At 45.7% G+C, this 14,568-nt stretch carries 14 protein-coding genes; 6 read left to right on the forward strand and 8 right to left on the reverse strand.

The annotated features are described in order from the left end of the window. Positions 1-77: 77 nt before the first annotated feature. Entirely contained in the window at positions 78-1,517 is a 1,440-nt protein-coding gene (locus tag DQM55_RS09705; RefSeq protein ID WP_111676490.1) for a 6-phospho-beta-glucosidase, read from the reverse strand. Positions 1,518-1,782: 265 nt separating this feature from the next. On the opposite strand from DQM55_RS09705, the gene DQM55_RS09710 reads away from it, so the two are divergent. From DQM55_RS09710 to DQM55_RS09725, 4 genes are all read left to right on the forward strand, one after another. Beyond that, positions 1,783-2,463: an amino acid ABC transporter permease gene (locus DQM55_RS09710; RefSeq protein ID WP_049539304.1), complete on the forward strand. Its 681-nt coding sequence runs from the start codon at positions 1,783-1,785 to the stop codon at positions 2,461-2,463. Beyond that, a complete protein-coding gene (locus DQM55_RS09715) occupies positions 2,423-3,100 on the forward strand; it encodes an amino acid ABC transporter permease (RefSeq protein WP_002911195.1) in 678 nt (225 codons plus the stop codon). The genes DQM55_RS09710 and DQM55_RS09715 overlap by 41 nt, the downstream gene beginning before the upstream one ends. An 8-nt stretch (positions 3,101-3,108) precedes the next feature. After that, on the forward strand, positions 3,109-3,858 hold the full coding sequence (locus DQM55_RS09720) for an amino acid ABC transporter ATP-binding protein (RefSeq protein WP_111676492.1): 750 nt from the start codon (positions 3,109-3,111) through the stop codon (positions 3,856-3,858). Positions 3,859-3,946: 88 nt separating this feature from the next. Continuing rightward, complete coding sequence (locus tag DQM55_RS09725; protein ID WP_111676494.1) at positions 3,947-4,822, forward strand: cysteine ABC transporter substrate-binding protein; 876 nt, start codon at positions 3,947-3,949, stop codon at positions 4,820-4,822. Positions 4,823-4,956: 134 nt separating this feature from the next. On the opposite strand, the gene DQM55_RS09730 is transcribed toward DQM55_RS09725, so the two are convergent. From DQM55_RS09730 to DQM55_RS09765, 7 genes are all read right to left on the reverse strand, one after another. Next, positions 4,957-5,304, reverse strand: a complete 348-nt coding sequence (locus DQM55_RS09730; protein WP_111676496.1) for a VOC family protein — start codon at positions 5,302-5,304, stop codon at positions 4,957-4,959. Between the two features lie 109 nt (positions 5,305-5,413). Next, the gene (spxB, locus tag DQM55_RS09735) at positions 5,414-7,189 is read right to left on the reverse strand and encodes a pyruvate oxidase (RefSeq protein ID WP_111676498.1); all 1,776 of its coding nucleotides are present in this window, start codon (positions 7,187-7,189) and stop codon (positions 5,414-5,416) included. A gap of 450 nt (positions 7,190-7,639) precedes the next feature. Beyond that, positions 7,640-9,862, reverse strand: coding sequence for a heavy metal translocating P-type ATPase (locus tag DQM55_RS09745; RefSeq protein WP_032907162.1), 2,223 nt, complete (start codon positions 9,860-9,862; stop codon positions 7,640-7,642). A gap of 10 nt (positions 9,863-9,872) precedes the next feature. Continuing rightward, positions 9,873-10,244, reverse strand: coding sequence for a cupredoxin domain-containing protein (locus tag DQM55_RS09750; protein ID WP_002898343.1), 372 nt, complete (start codon positions 10,242-10,244; stop codon positions 9,873-9,875). 18 nt (positions 10,245-10,262) lie between these two features. After that, positions 10,263-10,658, reverse strand: a complete 396-nt coding sequence (locus DQM55_RS09755) for a CopY/TcrY family copper transport repressor (RefSeq protein WP_002901456.1) — start codon at positions 10,656-10,658, stop codon at positions 10,263-10,265. A gap of 145 nt (positions 10,659-10,803) precedes the next feature. Beyond that, complete coding sequence (locus tag DQM55_RS09760; RefSeq protein WP_002910641.1) at positions 10,804-11,436, reverse strand: SGNH/GDSL hydrolase family protein; 633 nt, start codon at positions 11,434-11,436, stop codon at positions 10,804-10,806. Next, positions 11,436-12,293 carry a Cof-type HAD-IIB family hydrolase gene (locus DQM55_RS09765; protein WP_172454766.1) on the reverse strand — a complete coding sequence of 286 codons (858 nt, stop codon included), beginning with the start codon at positions 12,291-12,293 and terminating at the stop codon, positions 11,436-11,438. The genes DQM55_RS09760 and DQM55_RS09765 overlap by 1 nt, the downstream gene beginning before the upstream one ends. Positions 12,294-12,477: 184 nt before the next feature. On the opposite strand from DQM55_RS09765, the gene DQM55_RS09770 reads away from it, so the two are divergent. Together DQM55_RS09770 and DQM55_RS09780 are read left to right on the forward strand one after the other, a co-directional pair. After that, positions 12,478-13,119, forward strand: a complete 642-nt coding sequence (locus DQM55_RS09770; protein WP_002896558.1) for a GntR family transcriptional regulator — start codon at positions 12,478-12,480, stop codon at positions 13,117-13,119. Positions 13,120-13,367: 248 nt separating this feature from the next. After that, a complete protein-coding gene (locus DQM55_RS09780; RefSeq protein WP_111676502.1) occupies positions 13,368-14,558 on the forward strand; it encodes a quaternary amine ABC transporter ATP-binding protein in 1,191 nt (396 codons plus the stop codon). Positions 14,559-14,568 lie beyond the last annotated feature (10 nt).

Genomic DNA, 14,568 nt, shown 5'->3' on the forward strand with positions numbered 1-14,568 from the left:
AAATTCAGTTAGACTAAAATTCCTATAAAACATACATACTTGAAAAAGGCTGAGACATTCATATCTCAGCCTTTTTCCTATTTCACAGATGCTCCGTTAGTCGCGATGACTTCCTTGTACCAGTCAAAGGATTTTTTCTTGGAGCGCTTGAGTGTTCCATTACCTTCATTGTCCCGGTCCACGTAGATAAAGCCATAGCGCTTCTTCATCTCGCCAGTGCCGGCTGATACCAGGTCGATACAGCCCCAGGTCGTGTAGCCCCAAAGCACCACGCCGTCCTCATTGATGGCTTCCCGCATGGCCTTGACATGGGCCGCCAAGTAGTCAATCCGGTAGTCATCAGCCACATAGCCATTTTCATCCGGAGTGTCCACTGCGCCCAGACCATTTTCCACGATAAACATAGGCTTTTGATAACGATCCCAGATGGTATTTAGTGTAATGCGCAAGCCCAGAGGATCAATCTGCCAGCCCCACTCAGAAGCTTCCAAATAAGGGTTCTTGAGAGAAGCAAAGATATTACCCTCGGTCAGCTCATTGACCTTAGGGTCGCCCGAAGCTACCCGGCTAGAGTAGTAAGAGAAGGAAATGAAGTCCACCGTATGCTCCTTGAGCAACTGCAGGTCTTCTTCTGTCATTTCGACAGTGATGCCCTCGCGCTCCCAAGCTTTCTTGGCATAATTAGGATATTCGCCACGCGCCTGCACGTCAATGAAGAAATAGTTTTCTCTATCTTCCTGCATGGCCGCCCAATAGTCAGCTGGATGAGCTGTATTGGGATAGTATGGACCCGCCGCTAGCATACAGCCGACCTTGTTTTCCGGGTCAATCTCATGAGCCAGCTTGGTGGCAATAGCTGACGCGACCAGCTCATGATGGGCTGCTTGATATTTGACCTGCTCCTCATTTTCGCCTTCTTCAAAGCAGAGCCCCGCCCCCATAAATGGTGCATGCAGAATCATATTAATTTCATTGAAGGTCAGCCAGTACTTGACCAATCCCTTGTAGCGGGTAAAGAGAGTGCGGCAGAGACGCTCGTAAAATTCCAACATGCGACGGCTCCGCCAACCGCCATATTGCTCAATCAAGTGCATGGGACAGTCAAAGTGAGTAATGGTCACCAAGGGCTCAATACCGTACTTGTGGCATTCCTTAAAGAGGTCTTCGTAAAATTTCAGGCCAGCTTCATTGGGCTCCAGCTCATCCCCCTTAGGGAAAATCCGGCTCCAAGCAATGGACAGACGATAGGTCTTAAAGCCCATCTCACCAAAGAGGGCAATGTCCTCCTTAAAGCGATGGTACATGTCAATAGCTTCCTTGGCTGGGTAGAAATAGCCTTCCTCAAAGTCAAACATCTTTTTCTTACCCGTGATGATGGCCAGACGATCCTCACCAATCGGCACCACATCTACATTGGCCAGCCCGCGACCATCCGCATCATAAGCGCCCTCGCACTGGTTGGCAGCTGTCGCTCCGCCCCACAAGAAACCATCTGGAAAAGTCAGTTTTTTGGTCATCTTTTTGCCTCCTTAGTAAGATAAAAGATTTTCTATACTTTATAGTATAACAAAGTAAAATCTAAAAAACTTATAACATAATGTCGAATAATAATATTATTCTATGACCGATTGATTTCACAGCTGAAATAACAAACCCCCAACCTAGCATTTCTCTTCAGACCAGTGATAGATTTTCCTTATCAGTGCGATAAAAAATACATATTACTAAAGGTCTGTTATCTATGCTAAACTAGGAACATCAAGTGTTTAAGGAGTGAGAGCCGTGAACTGGGACGTCGTCAGTGATTACTATCCCCTCTATCAAGAGGCCTTTCTTTTAACCATGTTCATAGCCTTTTGGGGAATTTTGGGATCAATTGCTGTCGGATTCTTAGTCAGTCTGATTCGCTTTTACAAGATTCCAATTTTGAAGTCGCTAGCAACCGCCTATATCGAGTTTTCCCGCAATACGCCGCTGTTGCTGCAGCTTTTCTTTCTCTACTTCGGCCTGCCTCGTGTTGGACTCGTTCTGTCCTCTGAGGCTTGTGCGACGATTGGGCTAATCTTTCTGGGTGGTTCCTATATGGCTGAGTCTTTCCGAAGCGGCCTTGAAGCAGTCAGCCAAACGCAGAGGGAGGTCGGACTCTCTATCGGCCTGCGACCAGTACAAGTCTTCTACTATGTCATCCTGCCTCAGGCTGCAGCTATTGCCCTGCCTTCCTTTAGTGCCAATGTCATCTTTTTAATCAAGGAAACCTCAGTATTTTCAGCTGTTGCCTTGGCAGACCTAATGTTTGTAGCTAAGGACTTGATTGGCCTTTACTACGAGACAGATACGGCTCTGCTCATGTTGGTCATCGCTTATCTGATTATTTTGCTGCCAATTTCACTTGGCTTTAGCTGGATAGAAAGGAGGCTGCGGCGTGCAGGATTCGGGCATTCAAGTTCTCTTTCAGGGGAATAATTTCTTACGTATCTTACAGGGGTTGGGCGTTACCATTGGTATTTCCATCCTCTCGGTCATCATCTCCCTTATCTTAGGGACTATTTTTGGCATCATCATGACCTCGCAGTCAAAAGTCGTGCGCTTTCTGTCCAGAGCCTATCTAGAGTTTATCCGCGTCATGCCCCAGCTGGTTCTGCTCTTTCTGGTTTACTTTGGCTTAGCCAGAAATTTCGACATCAATATCTCTGGTGAGCTTTCAGCCATTATAGTCTTCTCTCTTTGGGGAACGGCGGAGATGGGTGACTTGGTACGGGGGGCCATCACTTCCCTGCCCAAGCATCAGTTTGAGAGCGGTCAGGCACTGGGACTGTCGCAGCGCCAGCTCTATGTCTACATTATCATCCCACAGGTACTGCGACGGCTTTTGCCGCAGGCGATTAATCTAATCACGCGGATGATTAAGACAACCTCACTCATCGTCCTTATCGGAGTCATCGAGGTCGTCAAGGTCGGCCAGCAGATCATTGACAGCAATCGTCTGTCTATCCCTTCTGCTGCTTTTTGGATTTATGGCTGCATTCTGCTGCTTTACTTCGCAGTCTGCTTTCCCATTTCTAAACTATCCTCTTATTTGGAAACCATCTGGAAGGAGTAACGGACATCATGTCGGAAATCATTTTAGAATTACGGGACATTCGCAAGTCTTTCGGCAGTAATGCCATCCTTAAAGGCCTGTCTCTCTCTGTCCAAAAAGGAGAGGTCGTGGTCATCCTAGGATCATCTGGCTGCGGCAAGTCGACCCTGCTTCGCTGCATCAACGGCCTTGAAAGCATCCAGTCTGGCGATATTTTGCTAGACGGCCAATCCATCCTCAGTCAAAAAAAGGACTTCCATCTCGTTCGTCAGAAGATTGGCATGGTCTTTCAAAGCTATGAGCTCTTCCCCCATCTGGATGTCCTGCAAAATCTAATTCTTGGTCCCATAAAAGCTCAAGGGCGCAAGAAGGACGAGGTCATCAAGGAAGCTGAAAGCCTGCTAGAGCGGGTCGGCCTGGCTGATAAAAAGCACAGCTTTGCTCGCCAACTGTCTGGCGGCCAAAAGCAACGGGTAGCAATCGTCCGTTCGCTCCTCATGCACCCAGAAATCATCCTTTTTGATGAGGTGACTGCTTCGCTGGATCCCGAGATGGTCCGCGAAGTGCTAGAGCTCATTAATGACCTGGCTGAGGAAGGCCGGACCATGTTGATTGTGACCCACGAAATGCAGTTCGCCCGTGCCATTGCCGATCGGATCATCTTCATGGACCAAGGTGGTATCCTCGAGGAAAATACCGCCCAGCAGTTCTTCACCCAACCCAAAACCCAGCGAGCCCAGGAATTTCTCAATGTCTTTGACTTCAGCCATCTAGGCTGACAGTTATGCCTACCCCACCACTGATGTGGCTGCTCTTTGGTAGCTCTGTGTTTTCTTCCCATTCCCATATCTTATAAAGGAGTCTCCTATGAAATTATCTAAAACAATCTTTGCTTTAACAACCCTTACTCTGGCTTTCTTCCTTGTCGCTTGCGGCAGTTCCAGCAAGAAAGATGCTGGTAACAAAGACGCAGCTTCCAGCAAAACGGTCAAGGCCCGCAGCCTAGAGGAAATTAAAAAGAGTGGTAAGCTCCGCATTGCGGTTTTCAGCGACAAGAAACCGTTCGGCTATGTAGATAACAACGGCAAATATCAAGGCTATGACATTTATCTGGGCGACCAACTAGCCAAAGATTTAGGGGTTAAGCCAGAGTATGTGCCTGTAGATGCTGCCAACCGGGCCGAATACTTAATCTCCAACAAGGTCGATATTACCCTAGCCAACTTCACTGTCACAGACGAGCGGAAAAAACAAGTTGACTTCGCCCTGCCCTATATGAAAGTATCTCTCGGAGTCGTATCACCAAAGGGCTCAGTTATCACCAAGCCTGAGCAGTTGGAAGGCAAGACCCTGATCATCACCAAGGGAACCACAGCTGAAACCTACTTTGAAAAGAACTATCCAAATATCAAGCTGCAAAAGTATGATCAGTACAGCGATGCTTACCAAGCCCTGCTGGACGGCCGCGGCGACGCCTTTTCTACAGACAATACTGAAGTCCTAGCCTGGGCGCTGGAAAACAAAGGCTTTGAAGTCGGCATCACTTCGCTAGGTGATCCAGATACCATTGCCCCAGCTGTGCAGAAAGGCAATACCGAGCTACTCAACTATATCAACGACGAAATCAATAAACTCGGCAAAGAAAACTTCTTCCACAAGGCCTATGAAGAAACTCTCCATCCAACATACGGCGAAGCTGCTAAGGCTGACGACCTAGTTGTTGAAGGCGGGGAAGTTAAATAAACCTGCTGATATAGAGCAAGAAGTTGGAAAAACTCAATTTCTATCCGAAATATAAGAACAGTTCACATAAAAACGCATAAAATCAACACTTTTGTAATCAGTTGATTTTATGCGTTTTTTCTATTTTAACAGACCTATTTCATTCGATAAAAATCAATTACTAGACCAGCAGGACCTTTAACTAGCAGAGATTCCGTGCCCCAATCAGTTACAACTGGGCCGTGTAAAATCTCGGCACCAAGCTCTTTCAACCGTTGGTAGTTCTGCTCTACATCCTCAACCTCGACATGAAGAATGATTCCTGACTGGAAATTTTCCAAAGGAATCAAATGATTTTGGGACAACATGAGACAATGACTGCCAATCGTGAACTGAGCAAAACTGTCGTCAACATAGTCTGCCTTTTTATCCAAAATACGCTCCAAGTCAGCACAGACTTGGGGAACATCTGAAACGATAATATCTAATTGATTTAAATTCATTTGTTATCCTCCACAAAAGACCGGATTGCTCCGATCTTTTCAAGTTCTGCTCTCAGAAAATCATAGAACAAAGTCTACAAAATTTACATTTGATTTTCGGCGAGAGGAATTATTTAATTGCGCGTGATTGCAACCCTTCTTCTTCCAAGAAGAGACGGAATGGTACGAGTTCTTCTGCTTCGTATTTTTCCTTAAAGGCTTTAATAGCCTCTTCTGAGTGAATTTTTGGATCGAGTTCAAGTACTTCTACTGGAAGTGGACGGTGTTGAGTGATGCGGGCATCGATAACAACTGTCTTGCCTTCTTTGTTGAGCTTCACAGCTTCAGCAACAACTGCATCGATGTCTTCGATACGGTCTACTGTAAATCCAACTGCACCTTGAGCTTCTGCGATTTTAGCATAGTCAGCGTTTGTGAAGTCAACACCAAACAAGTGTTTGTTTGTATCTTCGTATTTGTTCTTGATGAAGCCGTACTCAGCATTTGAGAAGACAAGGTTGATAACTGGAAGGTCGTATTGAACGTTTGTGATCACGTCTGGATAGCACATGTTGAATGCACCATCACCCATGATGTTCCATACTTGGCGATCTGGATTGTCTTTCTTAGCAGCGATACCACCAGGAAGGGCAATACCCATTGTCGCAAAAAGTGGAGATGTACGCCACATGTTCTTAGGTGTCATGTGAAGGTGACGAGTCGACGTTTGAGTAGTGTTACCTACGTCGATTGAGTAGATAGCGTCCTGATCAGCATGTTTGTTAATGGCATTGTAAACTTGGTACAATTGCAATTCACCCTCAGTTTTACCTTCGAGTTTGTTCATGTAATCACGCCAGTTTTGGTTGTTCTTCACATTTGCACGCCACCATGGAGTAGACTCAACTGGGTTTACTTTGTCAAGGATTGCTTTCGCCGCTTGACCTGCATCACCAAGGATAGAAGCGTCAAGGGCATGGCGTTTACCAAGTTTGTAAGGGTCGATATCTACTTGGATGAATTTTTCAGTGTTCTTGAATGCTTCGTAAACTTCAGCAAATGGGAAGTTTGAACCAAGGAAAAGAACGGTGTCTGCTTCAAAGACCACTTCGTTGGCTGGTTTCCAACCAACACGGTAAGCAGAACCTGTCAAACCTTCGTAGTTCCATTCAAAGGCTTCAAAGTTTTTACCAGTTGTGATGATTGGGGCTTTGATTTTACGTGACAATTCAGTGATCACTTCACCAGCTTTAACACCACCAAATCCAGCATAGATAACCGGGCGCTCAGCCTTGTTCAAGATTTCAACCGCTTTGTCGATTTCAGTTTCGTTCAAGGCAGGAGCGATGAATGAACGCTCATATGAACCTGATCCATAGTATGAGTTTTCGTCGATTTCTTGGAAACCGAAGTTTACTGGGATTTCAACAACAGCTGGACCTTTTTTAGAAACAGCAGCACGGCAAGCTTCGTCAATCACTTTTGGCAATTGCTCAGCGTAAGCTACACGTTTGTTGTATACAGCGATACCGTTGTACATTGGGTTTTGGTTAAGCTCTTGGAAGGCATCCATGTTGAGTTCGTTAACTGGACGTGATCCAAGGATAGCAAGGAATGGAGTGTTGTCCATAGCTGCATCGTAAACACCGTTAATCAAGTGAGTCGCACCTGGACCACCTGAACCAACTGCAACCCCGATTGAGCCGCCGAATTTAGCTTGCATCACCGCTGCAAGAGCACCTGTTTCTTCGTGGCGAACTTGCAAGAAGCGGATATCTTTGTCTTCAGCCAAAGCATCCATGAGTGAGCTGAGTGTTCCTGATGGGATACCGTAGATGGTGTCTACGCCCCATGTCTTCAATACGTTGAGCATTGCTGCAGATGCAGTAATTTTTCCTTGAGTCATAATAACTCCCCTTCAATAAAATAAATTTTCAGTTGTTGAAAATATTTCCATTTGTGAATGAAAACGCTTCAAGAAACTTTACTCTACCAATTTATCATGTTTTTTCGCTCTTGTATAAGAATATGCTCATAGATGATATAGAACTATTACATAACACAATGCTCTTTTTTTGAGAAAATTTCACAAACTATATTAGAATAGGATATTTTATTATAATTTGCATGCACCTCTAAGACTTGTAGCTGTAGGAAATCGAACAAAAAGAGACTGGGACAAAAGTCCTAGCCTCTTAATTGTTTTTGGATTGTTGAGCAAGACGCAGTGGTTGAGTGGGCTCTACTACATTGATTTCATTAGCTTTTACAGCCCTACTCAACTGTGCGGAGGTGAGACGACGAAATCGAATTCTAACGAATTACCGATTTCTGCCCCACTCTCTTTTTATTTCATTTAATCAATTTTCGCAACATTGAGAAGCAGCGAGCTAGTCAAAACAGACACAGAACTTAAGGCCATGGCAAGACCTGCTAGTTCTGGATTGAGGGTCAATCCCAGTCCTGCAAAGACTCCAGCAGCAATTGGAATCCCAAGGATATTGTAGATAGAGGCCCAGAAGAGATTGAGTAAGATCCTGCGGAAGGTCTTTTGACTCATGTCAAAGGCGCGCACAACGCCAAGTAAATCATTTTGCGTGAGCACGATGCCACCGGACTCGATCGCAATATCCGTTCCAGATCCCATAGCGATCCCCACATCCGCGATCGAGAGAGCTGGAGCATCATTGATCCCATCTCCAACAAAGGCGACCTTGCTAGCTTCTTGCAGTTTTTGGATGGCGCTAGCTTTTTCTTGAGGAAGGACATCAGCAATGACGGTGTCAATTCCCACTTGCTTAGCAATAGCTTGGGCCACCCGTTCATTATCCCCCGTTAACATGACCGTTTTCAAGCCCCGTTCTTTGAGCTTTTTGATCGCTTCTTTTGAGCTGGCCTTCGGAGCATCTTGAATGGCAATCAAGCCAATCACTTGCCCATCCACAGACAAACTGATCACTGTTTTGGCCTGCTCTTGCAACTCTACCATCCGTTTTTCAAGCTCCGGATCCATCGCTGTCCCGTCATGAAGTTTGCCATTTCCCAAGGTCACCAACTGCTGGTCGATCTGACCTTGGACCCCTTTTCCTTCAATCGCTTGGAAGTTTTCCACAGGGGATAACACCAAACCTTTTTCTTCTGCTTGGGATAACACCGCTTGGGCTAGTGGATGTTCTGAAAAAGTTTCAAGACTAGCAGCCAGTGTCAAGACACGCGCTTCATCTCCTACAACATCGGTTACAAGTGGTTGGCCAATGGTAATAGTCCCTGTCTTATCAAACACAACGGTTTGAATCTTTTGCACTTCTTGAAGAACTGTTCCATTTTTAATCAGAACGCCCATCTTGGCACTACGGCCGGTTCCGACCATCAGGGCTGTTGGGGTTGCTAAACCAAGGGCACAAGGACAGGCAATAATGAGGACAGAGACTGCATAGAGCATGGCCTCTTGAAGCGACGCGCCCAAAAGCACGGACCAAACCCAGAAAGTCGCAATGGCCAAAATCGTCACCACTGGAACAAAGATACCTGAAATCTTATCCGTCAAATCTTGAATAGGAGCACGACTGGATTGGGCCATTTTGACAAAGTCCACAATTTGAGATAAGAGGGTCTCACTACCGACTTTTTCAGCCTTAAAGAGAATGGTCCCATTGCTGTTGATAGTGGAGCCGATAACTGCATCACCAACTGATTTTTCCACAGGCAAGCTTTCACCTGTCACCATCGACTCATCAATGGTCGTACTTCCTTCTACAATCGTCCCATCAACCGCGATCTTTTCCCCAGGACGGACCCGAATCAAGTCATCAATTTGGATATCTTCTGCCGCCACCTCGACATAGTTCCCATCACGGAGAACTTGAGCCGTTTTTGCCTGCAAATCCAACAACTTTTCCACAGCCTCGGAGGCATTGTTACGCATCCGTTCTTCAAAGATTTGCCCTAAGAGGACAAAGAAGATGATAAAACCCGCAGCCTCAAAGTATACTGGCTGACCAGTAAAAAGGGCAAATACACTATAGACATAGGCTACCAGGGTTCCAAGAGCTACCAAGGTATCCATATTGGAATGGTGCTTCTTAAATGAGGCCCAGGCACTCTTGATAAAAGGAACTCCTGCTACCAACATGATCGGCGTTGTCGCTAGAAAAGTCCCCCAGCGACTGACTGGATGGGATACAAATCCTGCCATCATCCCGATCATCAAGATCAATAAGGGAAGAGTAAAGATACTAGTAATCCAAAAGCGACCCCGTAAACTTAAGACACGACGGCGTTTTTCCACAACCGTGTAGGAACCCTTTTGCATCTTCATTCCACATGAAAACTCGAAGTCCCCTGTTTCTGTCGGAGTAAAGGATATCACCTTATCCACACCGACTTCCAAAGGCTCTAAAATCCCCTGATCTTCAAACAAAATTTCCTTGTAACAGCCGGAAGGATTGACCCGATGGAAGGTGATTTCAGCAGGGATCCCTTTTTGAAGTTGAAATTCCTTTGGACTATAGCCTTTTTCTGCTGTAATACGGATCTTTTGCACTCCGTTTTCCACAACTGCTTTTTGTTTTTCTACCATACCTACTCCTTTATTCCACAATCATGTGACCATGCATCATGTTCATTCCACATGAATACCCATATTCGCCCGCTTTTTCTGGCGTAATTTCAATGACATGTTTTTCACCTAAAGGCAAATCTTCATGAACGCCAAAATCTGGAAAGATCACTTGAGCCAGACATGAAGATGGATCCTTGCGATTAAAGATGATCCGGGCTGGAACATTCTTTTTCAGGACAATGGTTTCAGGCGAATAGCCCCCCATGACTTCGACTTCAATTTCTTGATAACCTGATTTCTGACGAGCGTGGTCGCTTACCTTTTCATGCTCTGCAAAGAACCACCAAGCAATAAAAGCAACCACAAGTAAACAAACAATACTAATCAACAATCCAAACATGGAATTTCCTTCTTTCTATTACATACAATTGCAAGGGACTGTTTCGACAGCCTCTGCTTTCTTTTCTTCCAGGACCTGCTGCAGCTGATTAAGATCTGCAAGCGTAAAGTCACTCGCCTGAATCAAGTTTTCAAGCACCTGGACAATCCTTTTGGAGCAAACCTTGTCTTTCACATCCTCAACGACCAAGTCTAAACTCTGGTCCTGCTTCAACAAAGCCGAGTAAACAAAGGCTTTGCCTGATTTTTCTCTAGTCAAACATCCTTTCTCCACCAAGCGGGTCAAGAGAGTCTTGACCGTCGACTTCGACCAGTCAAAGCGCTCGGACAAGACGGCGATCAAATCCGTGCTGGTCTGCTTGCCTTCCATCCAGATAATCTTCATGATGCGCCATTCCGCATTGGAAATTTGCATGACCTCTCCTTTCTAAATCTACATTTGTAAATCTTATAATCCTATTTTACCTCTAAGATTTACATTTGTCAACCAAAAGTTTTTAAAAAAAATCTTCCTTTGAAGATTTGTCTGGTTGGGCTTTTTTCGCTCCCTATTTTTATCTCTATAACGTCTCCTGCAAAGCCTTGGACAGGGCTGCATAGCCAGCAATGGTCAGATGGAGGCCGTCCCTTGTGTAGTCTGGGCGCAGCTGGCCTCCCTCGTCCAGAAAAGCATCGTAGAGATCAATAAACTGGACATTCATGTAGGCGCTAGCCAGCTGGCGATAGGCTTGATTAAGGGCCTGAATCTTTTCATTGCTGCGGACATAGACCGTGCTCTTGTAGGCTGGAGTTTCATTGACGGGAAGGACAGACAGCAACTGGATCTGAGCCAGAGGATAATCACGAGAAATCTCCTGAATAATGGCTTCTAAATTGGCCAGCGTTTCTGTCTGAGGCATCTCCTTGCCAATATCGTTGGTACCTATCAGGATAAAGACCTTATCCAAAGCCTGACCAAAGAGATGGGCATCTAGGTTTTCTAAAAGCAAATCAGTCTTATAGCCCCGAATGCCGCGGTTGAGCAGCCTTTTATCCGTCTGCAGGAGTTCATAGAGAGGATAGTATTCCACAATGGAGTCTCCGATAAAGATGATGTCTGGCTCCTTGACGGAGAGTTGATTGAGCTCTCTGTAGTTTTGCTGCAATTTTGCCTGCTCATTGAGAAGCCATTCTTCTAATAATTGTACTGCCATTATCCCTTTTCCTCTTCTAAGTATTGCTCAATCACTTGTAGAACACCGGCTTCTGTATTGGCCGGCGCTAGGTAATCTGCTACCTTTTTGACTCGCTCATCGCCATTTTCCATAGCGTAAGAAATACCAGCTAATTCAAGCATTTCTATATCATTTTCACTATCCCCAAAAGCCATGATTTCCGAGCTTTGAATCTGCCACTTAGCCATCAGCTGCTGCAAGCCCCAAGCCTTGTGCATCCCATCTTGGAGAATGTCAATGGCTCCATAACCACTAGCAACCGCGCTCAATCGGCCTGCAAAATGCTGATTAATCAGACGAGCATGCTCTGCTGCTGCAGCCTCTTCTACCATCATACTCATTTTCAAGACCTTGTCAAGGGGATAATCCTGAAGGCTTGGCACAAAGTTCATCCGCTTATGGAAAAGCTGGGCCATTTCCTTGGTCATGACTTTTTCAATCAAGGGAAACTCTGTCCCCTCTTGGACAAAGCCGCCTCTTTCAGAGGTCACAACCAGCTGAAGCTCCCTTTCACGCCCAGCAAAGTAAGCCAGCGCATCCCTAATCAATCCAGGTTCCCAGAAACTGCTCATGCTTAGCTGGTTCTTTTCAAAAATCCTCGCTCCGTTGGCGACTACCAAGGTCATGCGTTCTACCAAATCTCCCAATAGCAGTCGCATCCGTGGAATTTCATTGCCAGTAGCCACCACAAAGCGAATGTCTCTCTTCTCCAGCTCATCTAAAATAGTAGTCAGACGAGGCAAATCCAGCTGTCCCTGTCCATCCAGCAAGGTTCCATCCATGTCTGTCGCTATCATCTTTACAGTCATCTTTTTATCCATTTCTATCTTTATCATCTGGTTTTTACTGTTCCTTTTCCAGAAGACCTCTAACTTTTAGACATATTATACTACTTAAAAAAGTAAAAAGAAAGGCGAGAAGAGGCGAATAAGACAGTCGATTTTACGAAGGACACTTTTCAATCTTCCAGTTTTATATTATAATCATAGCTATATTCCTGTCGTAAAATTGGAGGTCCTCATGAGCAAAAAAGAAGTCGCATTCCCACGCTACCAGCAGATTGCCGTCGCCATTGCCGAGCGAATTGTTGATGGCAAATATCCCATCGGCAGCAAAATCTATGCCCGCTCTACCCTAGCTAGTAACTTCAATGTCTCCCCTGAGACAGCCCGCAAGGCTATCAATGTGCTGGTAGATCTGGAAATCATGGAAGTCCGTCACGGTAGTGGAGCTTTCATCTCCTCCAAGGAAAAAGCTCAGCAGTTTCTTGAGACCTATAAAGATGTCAACTCTCTGCAGGACCTCAAAAGCAAGCTCCACCAGAGCATCCAACGCCAAGAGGAAGAATTTGCCAACTTTTCCCAGCTGCTCAATCAGCTTCTCAGTCGGACCAAAGATGTCCAGCAGCGCTTCCCTTTTAATCCCTACGAGCTCCAGCTCTCAGCAGACGCCATCAACCTAGGAAAATCTATCAATGAGCTCAATATCTGGCACTCGACTGGCGCTACCATTGTCGCAGTCCAGCAGGGAGACCAACTCCTAATCTCGCCTGGTCCTTATACCAAGCTGGAAGCCGGCAATACCATCTACTTTGTTGGCAACGAATTATCGGTCGGTTTGATGCATAATTTATTTTTTAATGAAATTGAAACAAACAAGTGAAACAGCGCTTGTTTTTTCTTTATCAAAAAAACAGAATAGACAGGCGAATCAGCGGTCTGACAAGGTTTTTGTGACTTTCAGAAATATTCCAGAAAATCACTCTCCCTATTTTATAATAGCCGAAAAAGGCCGGTCTGACAGTCTTTTGGGTTTGACAAAGTGACCACACGATGTTATACTGTGATGGTCTTTTAAGTGACAACTTTATAAAACAAACATGTAGTCACTTCTGCAAAAGGAGAAATACGTTGAATAAACTAGAAGTAAAACATTTGACTAAAATTTTCGGCAAAAGGCAAAAGCAGGCACTGGAAATGGTGCAGCAAGCCAAAAGCAAAACGGAAATTTTAGAAAAAACCGGTGCTACTGTCGGAGTTTACGATGTAAACTTTGAGGTCCAGACGGGAGAAATTTTTGTCATCATGGGACTGTCCGGTAGTGGGAAGTCTACCCTTATCCGCCTGCTCAACCGATTGATTGACCCGACATCAGGCGACATTTACATCGACGGTCAGGATGTGGCTAAGATGAACGAAGAAGAGCTGCGTGACGTTCGCCGCCATAAGCTCAATATGGTCTTCCAAAACTTTGGACTCTTCCCGCATCGGACCATTCTGGAAAATACTGAGTTCGGTCTGGAAGTCCGAGGTGTTGATAAGGAGGAGCGCACGCACCTAGCTGAACAAGCTCTGGACAATGCCGGTCTCCTGTCCTTCAAGGACCAATACCCCGATCAGCTCTCCGGTGGGATGCAGCAGCGGGTCGGTCTGGCTCGAGCTTTGGCCAACAATCCTGATATTCTGCTCATGGACGAAGCCTTCTCAGCTTTAGACCCCCTCATCCGCCGAGAAATGCAGGATGAGTTACTAGATCTGCAGGCAGAGCATGAGCGTACCATTATTTTTATCACCCACGATCTCAATGAAGCCCTGCGTATTGGTGACCGCATTGCCATCATGGCTGACGGTCAGATTATGCAGATTGGCACCGGTGAGGAAATCCTGACCAATCCAGCCAACGACTTCGTTCGAGAGTTCGTTGAAGATGTGGACCGCTCCAAGGTCTTGACTGCCCAGAATATCATGACAACGCCACTGACTACTAACATTGACATTGACGGACCAACCGTGGCTCTTAATCGGATGAAAAAAGAAGAGGTCAGTATGCTGCTGGCTGTGGATAGGAAGCGGCATCTCAAGGGCAGTCTGACTGCCGAAGCTGCCCGCGATGCCCGTAAGCAACATCAAGCACTGGCTGAAGTGATTGATAAGAACGTCCGCAAGGTCACTCAGGAAACCCTGATTACTGATATTTTCCCGCTGATTTACGATTCACCAGCGCCTCTGGCCGTTGTAGATGATAAGGACAAGTTAGTCGGCGTTATTATCAAAGGTCGAGTCATTGAAGCCTTGGCCAATACTACTGAATCTGAAGAATAAGGGAGGTTCG

The organism is Streptococcus sanguinis (assembly GCF_900475275.1).
In the GTDB taxonomy this organism is placed as follows: domain Bacteria; phylum Bacillota; class Bacilli; order Lactobacillales; family Streptococcaceae; genus Streptococcus; species Streptococcus sanguinis_N.

Bases quoted from the DNA above. Each gene is read 5' to 3' on its own strand.
- DQM55_RS09745 (WP_032907162.1), bottom strand. From the start codon at position 9,862: ATGGTAGAAAAACAAAAAGCAGTTGTGGAAAACGGAGTGCAAAAGATC.
- DQM55_RS09705 (WP_111676490.1), bottom strand. From the start codon at position 1,517: ATGACCAAAAAACTGACTTTTCCAGATGGTTTCTTGTGGGGCGGAGCG.
- DQM55_RS09760 (WP_002910641.1), bottom strand. From the start codon at position 11,436: ATGGCAGTACAATTATTAGAAGAATGGCTTCTCAATGAGCAGGCAAAA.
- DQM55_RS09750 (WP_002898343.1), bottom strand. From the start codon at position 10,244: ATGTTTGGATTGTTGATTAGTATTGTTTGTTTACTTGTGGTTGCTTTT.
- DQM55_RS09720 (WP_111676492.1), top strand. From the start codon at position 3,109: ATGTCGGAAATCATTTTAGAATTACGGGACATTCGCAAGTCTTTCGGC.
- DQM55_RS09770 (WP_002896558.1), top strand. From the start codon at position 12,478: ATGAGCAAAAAAGAAGTCGCATTCCCACGCTACCAGCAGATTGCCGTC.
- DQM55_RS09765 (WP_172454766.1), bottom strand. From the start codon at position 12,293: ATGATAAAGATAGAAATGGATAAAAAGATGACTGTAAAGATGATAGCG.
- DQM55_RS09755 (WP_002901456.1), bottom strand. From the start codon at position 10,658: ATGCAAATTTCCAATGCGGAATGGCGCATCATGAAGATTATCTGGATG.
- DQM55_RS09725 (WP_111676494.1), top strand. From the start codon at position 3,947: ATGAAATTATCTAAAACAATCTTTGCTTTAACAACCCTTACTCTGGCT.
- spxB (WP_111676498.1), bottom strand. From the start codon at position 7,189: ATGACTCAAGGAAAAATTACTGCATCTGCAGCAATGCTCAACGTATTG.
- DQM55_RS09730 (WP_111676496.1), bottom strand. From the start codon at position 5,304: ATGAATTTAAATCAATTAGATATTATCGTTTCAGATGTTCCCCAAGTC.